Genomic DNA, 5,170 nt, shown 5'->3' with positions numbered 1-5,170 from the left:
CGCGCAGGCGCTGCGCCTCGCGGTCGGGGTCTATGACCGCGTCGCTCGACGGGGCGCCGCCATTCCAGAACATCAGCCGGTCCGTCAGGCTGCGCGACGGCGCGGCGATGCCGGATTGATCGGGGGCGCCACGCCCGGCGGCGGAGACCAGCGCCGACTGCCCGGTGCTGGGCGTGCCGGCGGCGGGCGCGGGGGCCTCGCCGTCCAAGGTCGCTTCGGGCGCGAGCACGGCGGCCGCCTGTTGCGTGGTGCTGGTCTCCTGCGGGCGCGGGGCGCCGGGGCGCGGCGGCGGCAGGTTGAACTCCGGCGGAATCGACAGCGGCGCGCGGGTCGTCACGCGGAACTCGTCCGGCCCCTCGCGCACCAGGCCGAAGCTGCGGGCCATGCTGTCACCGCCGCCGCAGCCGGCGAGCAGAACCGGCAGGGCGAGGGCCGCTAGGCAGGAAGCAAAGCCGGCATGCCGAACGCTCATGGTCCCTCCGTAGCGCCGGAACCGGGCCGCATCAAGCGGTCCGGTGGCTCCCCCGTCGTGGTCCGGCGGTGCGGCCGCAGGCCGTCCAGGACCAGCACCGCCACGCCGCACACGATCGCCGCATCGGCGACGTTGAAGACGTACCAGGACCAGGTGCCGACATGGAAGTGGATGAAATCGACCACCGCGCCGAAGCGCAGCCGGTCGATCACGTTGCCGATGGCGCCCCCCGCGATCGCCCCGATCGCCGCCGCCGTCAGCGCGGACTCCGCGCGGCGCAGCCACAGGAACAAGGCACCGACCACCAGCAGCGCGATGCCGGCCAGGATGAAACGGCTCAGCCCGCCGCTGCCGGTCAGCAGCCCGAAGGTGACGCCGCGGTTCCACACCATCGTGAAGCTGAGCGTCGGGATCAGGTCGACCCGGCCGAGCGCGCGCAGGTCGAGCACGTTCAGGATCCAGAACTTGCTCGCCTGATCCGCCGCCAGCACCACCGCGCCGAGGATGAGGCCGAGCGCCATGTGGCTGCGGGCGGGCCGGCCGGGCGCGGGGGCGGTCATCGCCGTCTCAGGCCGCGCTCTGCCGCGCCGGCGCATGCGCCACCGCGTCGGCGCAGCGCAGGCACAGGCCGGGCGCGTCGGCGACGGTCCCCACTTCCGCCAGGACGCGCCAGCAGCGCAGGCATTTCTCGCCGGGCGCGCGCCCTACGATTACCATCGGTTCGCTACCGACGCTACTCTGTGGATTTATCGTTACCTTCGAGACGATTGCAATTTCCTCCCAGAGGTCCTTGCTCAGCAGCGACGTTTCTGGCGCCGCCGAAAGCGTAACTTCAGCCTGCAAGGAAGAGCCGATGATAAAATTGTCGGCTCTAGCGCGCTCTAGTTCGGCCGTCACTCGACCCCGCAGCTTGCGAATATCGGCCCACTTAGCCGCGAGATCAGCATCGGACCAGGCGGCCGGCAGAACCGGCCAGGTCTGCAGATGCACGCTGCTGTCCTCGCCGAAGCGCGCCACCCACGCCTCCTCGGCGGTGAAGCACAGCATCGGCGCGAGCCAGGTCGCGAGGCAGCGGTGCAGCATGTCGAGCACGGTGCGGCAGGCGCGGCGGCGCAGGCTGTCGGGCCGGTCGCAGTACAGCGCGTCCTTGCGTATGTCGAAGTAGAACGCCGAGAGGTCGGCGGCGCAGAAGACGTGCAGGTCGGGATAGGCCCCGGTCCAGTCATACGTCTCCGCCGCCCGGCGCAGCCGCGCGTCGATCTCGGTCAGACGGTGCAGCACCCAGCGTTCGAGTTCCGGCATCTGCGCGTGATCGACCCGCTCGCTCTCGTCGAAGCCGTCGAGGCTGCCGAGCAGCCAGCGCAGCGTGTTGCGCAGCCGCCGGTACAGCTCCGCCTGCTGCTTGAGGATTTCGCCGCCGATGCGCAGATCCTCGGTCGTGTCCGACATCATCGTCCACAGGCGCAGGATGTCGGCGCCATACTTGTCGGCGACCTCCTGCGGCGCGGTGACGTTGCCGAGCGACTTCGACATCTTGCGCCCCTGCTCGTCCATCACGAAGCCATGCGTGAGGACCGCCTTGAACGGCGCGCGCCCGCGCGTGCCGACGGCTTCCAGCAGCGACGAATGAAACCAGCCGCGATGCTGGTCGGAACCTTCGAGATACAGATCCGCCGGCCACGGCAGGCCCCGCGCCTCCAGCACGAAGGCGTGGGTGGAGCCGCTTTCGAACCACACGTCCACGATGTCGCGGACCTGTTCGTAATCCGCCGGATCGCGGCCGGGGCCGAGGAAGCGTTCGGGCGGCGAGGCATACCACGCATCCGCGCCCTCGGTGCGGAAGGCGTCCACGACGCGCGCCATCACCGCCGGATCGCGCAGCGGCTCGCCGGTGCGCTTTTCGACGAAGATCGCGATCGGCACGCCCCAGGCGCGCTGGCGCGAGATGCACCAGTCGGGGCGGGCGGCGACCATGCTGCCGATGCGGTTGCGCCCGGCATCGGGCACGAACTGCGTCGCGTCGATGGCGGCGAGGGCACGGCCGCGTATGTCCTCCGGCCCGTCCATGCGGATGAACCATTGCGGCGTCGCGCGGAAGATCACCGGCGCCTTCGACCGCCAGGAATGCGGGTAGCTGTGCACCAGCTTGCCGCGCACGACGAGCGCGCCCGCGTCGGTCAGCGCGGCGCACACCGCGTCGGCGGCCTTGTAGACATGCATCCCGGCGAACAGCGGCACCCAGGCGTTGAAGGTGCCGTCGTCGCCCACCGTCTCCGGCACCTCCAGCCCGTGCGCGCGGCCGAGGATGAAATCGTCCGGGCCGTGGCCGGGGGCCACGTGAACGAAGCCGGTGCCCGCCTCGGTCGTCACGAAATCGCCCAGCAGCAGCGGCACGTCATAGTCGTAGCCGCGCCCGCGCAGCGGATGCGCGAGCATCGCACCGGCCAGCTGCGCGCCCTTGTACACGTGCACGACGTGGTGCGTCGCGATGCCCGCCGTCTCCACGAAGCCGGGCAGCAGCGGCAGCGCGATCAGCACCCGTTCGCCGGCACGCGCGAGGGCGCCGTCGGCGACCGTGTCGACATGCACCAGCGCATAGTCGATGTCCTCGCCCGCCGCGACGGCGCGGTTGCCGGGCATCGTCCAGGGCGTGGTGGTCCAGATCACCACCGACGCGCCGGCCAGCCCCTCGACCGCCGAGGCGACCACCGGGAAGCGCACCCAGATCGTGGTGGAGGTGTGGTCGTGATACTCGATCTCCGCCTCGGCCAGCGCGGTCTTCTCGACCGGGCTCCACATCACCGGGCGCAGGCCGCGGTACAGCGCGCCGTTGAGCAGGAAGCGGCCGATTTCCTCGGCGATCTTCGCCTCGCTCGCGAAATCCATCGTGGCGTAGCGGTTCGCCCAGTCGCCCTCGACGCCGAGGCGGCGGAACTCGCTCTCCTGCACGCCCATCCAGTGCGCGGCATAGGCGCGGCACTCGGCGCGGAAATCGAGCACCGGGACCGCGTCCTTGTCGCGGCCAGACTTGCGGTACTCCTCCTCGATCCGCCATTCGATCGGCAGGCCGTGGCAGTCCCAGCCGGGGATGTAGTCGGCGTCGTAGCCCGCCATCTGCCGGCCGCGGTTGACCACGTCCTTGAGGATCTTGTTCAGCGCCGTGCCGATATGCAGATGCCCGTTCGCATAGGGCGGGCCGTCATGCAGGATGAACTTCGGCCGGCCGGCGGACGCGGCGCGCAGCTTCGACCACAGCGCCATGCGCTGCCAGCGTTCGAGCATCTGCGGCTCGCGCTTCGGCAGGTCGCCGCGCATCGGAAATCCGGTGCGCGGCAGGAACACCGTGTCGCGGTAGTCGGGGGCGGGGGCGTCGGCCATCGTGGCTGCCAGTTCCAGGTGTTGCGGCTAGGCGTTGAGGTCGGCGAGCACGCGCCGCGCCTCGTCGGCGTCGGCGGCGATGGCGGCGCGCAGCGCGTCGAGACCGGCGAAGCGGCGCTCGGCGCGCAGGAAGCGGTGCAGGGCGACCGACAATTCCCGGTCATACAGATCACCGGCGAAGTCGAACAGGTTGACCTCCAGCCGGCTTTCCAGCCCGTCGTTGACGGTCGGGCGGCGGCCGATATTCGCGACGCCCCGCCGCGTGGTGCCGTCGGGCAGGGTGACGGTCACGGCATAGACGCCGCGCGCCGGCTCCAGATGCCGCCCCAGCGGGATGTTGGCGGTGGGAAAGCCGATGGTGCGGCCCCGCGCGTCGCCATGCGCGACCGTGCCGCGGATCGCCCAGGGGCGGCCGAGGGCGGCGGTCGCGCGTTCGGGATACCCGTCCTGCAGGTCGCGGCGGATGCGCGAGGACGACAGCGGCCCCTGCGCGTCGGTCAGCGGGGGCACCAGCGTCAGCCCGATGCCCAGCGCCTCGGCCCGCGCCGCCAGCAGGGCGGTGCCGCCGCCGCGCCGGTGGCCGAAGGCGAAGTCCGGCCCGCAGGCGAGATGGCGTGCCCCGAGGCCGGCATCCAGAACCTCGGCGATGAACGCCTCGGCCGGCATCGCGCTGAAGGCCGCGTCAAAGGGCAGCTCGTAGATGATCGACACCCCGTGCGCGGCCAGCGCCGCCGCCCGCTCCGCCGACAGGGTCAGCCGGAACGGCGGATCGTCGGGGCGGAAATGCTCGCGCGGGTGCGGCTCGAACGTCAGCACGGCGAGCGGCAGGTCGGGACGCCCGGCATGGGCGGCGGCCAGCACCGCCGCGTGGCCGCGATGCACGCCGTCGAAATTGCCCAGGGCCACGGTGGCGCCGCGCGCCGCCTCCGGCAGGGCGCGCCAGTCGGTCAGGATGCGCATCGCCGCGTTCTGCCCGAGCCGGCGGGCGCGGGCAAATATGCATGGCCGTTCATGATGCGTTCAGACCGCCGGCGCAGGCTGCCCGGCATGGCCCAGTGGCTGTTCTTCCCGGACTATCGCGGCAGCCTGCCGTATCAGGATCTGCTGGCACGCGCCCTGGCGGAGGTATCGGGCGGGTGGGTCGCGGCGCGGGCCGGCACGATCACCGATGCGCTGGAGGCGCCCGGCGACGGCCCGGTGGTGTTCCATCTGCACTGGGAGGATGCCGTGCACGCCGGCGCGGCGGACGAGGCGGCGGCGGCGGCGCGCATCGACGCCTTCCTCGCCGAACTCGCGGGCTTCGCGGCCAGCGGCGGCATC

At 71.8% G+C, this 5,170-nt stretch carries 4 protein-coding genes and 1 pseudogene; 1 reads left to right on the top strand and 4 read right to left on the bottom strand.

The window, feature by feature from the left end; genetic code table 11:
- The 4 genes from B8460_RS13660 to B8460_RS13645 all read right to left on the bottom strand — a co-directional run.
- On the bottom strand, positions 1-472 hold a 472-nt coding region (locus tag B8460_RS13660), incomplete at its 3' end, for a DUF3035 domain-containing protein (RefSeq protein ID WP_048862160.1).
- On the bottom strand, positions 469-1,032 hold the full coding sequence (gene lspA, locus B8460_RS13655) for a signal peptidase II (RefSeq protein ID WP_048862161.1): 564 nt from the start codon (positions 1,030-1,032) through the stop codon (positions 469-471). The genes B8460_RS13660 and lspA, both read right to left, overlap by 4 nt.
- Positions 1,033-1,039: 7 nt before the next feature.
- Complete coding sequence (gene ileS, locus B8460_RS13650) at positions 1,040-3,850, bottom strand: isoleucine--tRNA ligase (protein ID WP_048862159.1); 2,811 nt, start codon at positions 3,848-3,850, stop codon at positions 1,040-1,042.
- Positions 3,851-3,877: 27 nt separating this feature from the next.
- The gene (locus B8460_RS13645; RefSeq protein WP_048862158.1) at positions 3,878-4,810 is read right to left on the bottom strand and encodes a bifunctional riboflavin kinase/FAD synthetase; all 933 of its coding nucleotides are present in this window, start codon (positions 4,808-4,810) and stop codon (positions 3,878-3,880) included.
- 87 nt (positions 4,811-4,897) lie between these two features.
- Between B8460_RS13645 and B8460_RS13640 the strand changes: the two are divergent.
- Positions 4,898-5,170 (top strand): annotated as a pseudogene (locus tag B8460_RS13640) (glycosyltransferase); the annotation flags it as partial.

Source organism: Acidisphaera rubrifaciens HS-AP3 (assembly GCF_000964365.1).
GTDB lineage: Bacteria > Pseudomonadota > Alphaproteobacteria > Acetobacterales > Acetobacteraceae > Acidisphaera > Acidisphaera rubrifaciens.
Note: the sequence above shows the minus strand (reverse complement) of the source record. Positions and strands in the feature narration are given on the sequence as shown.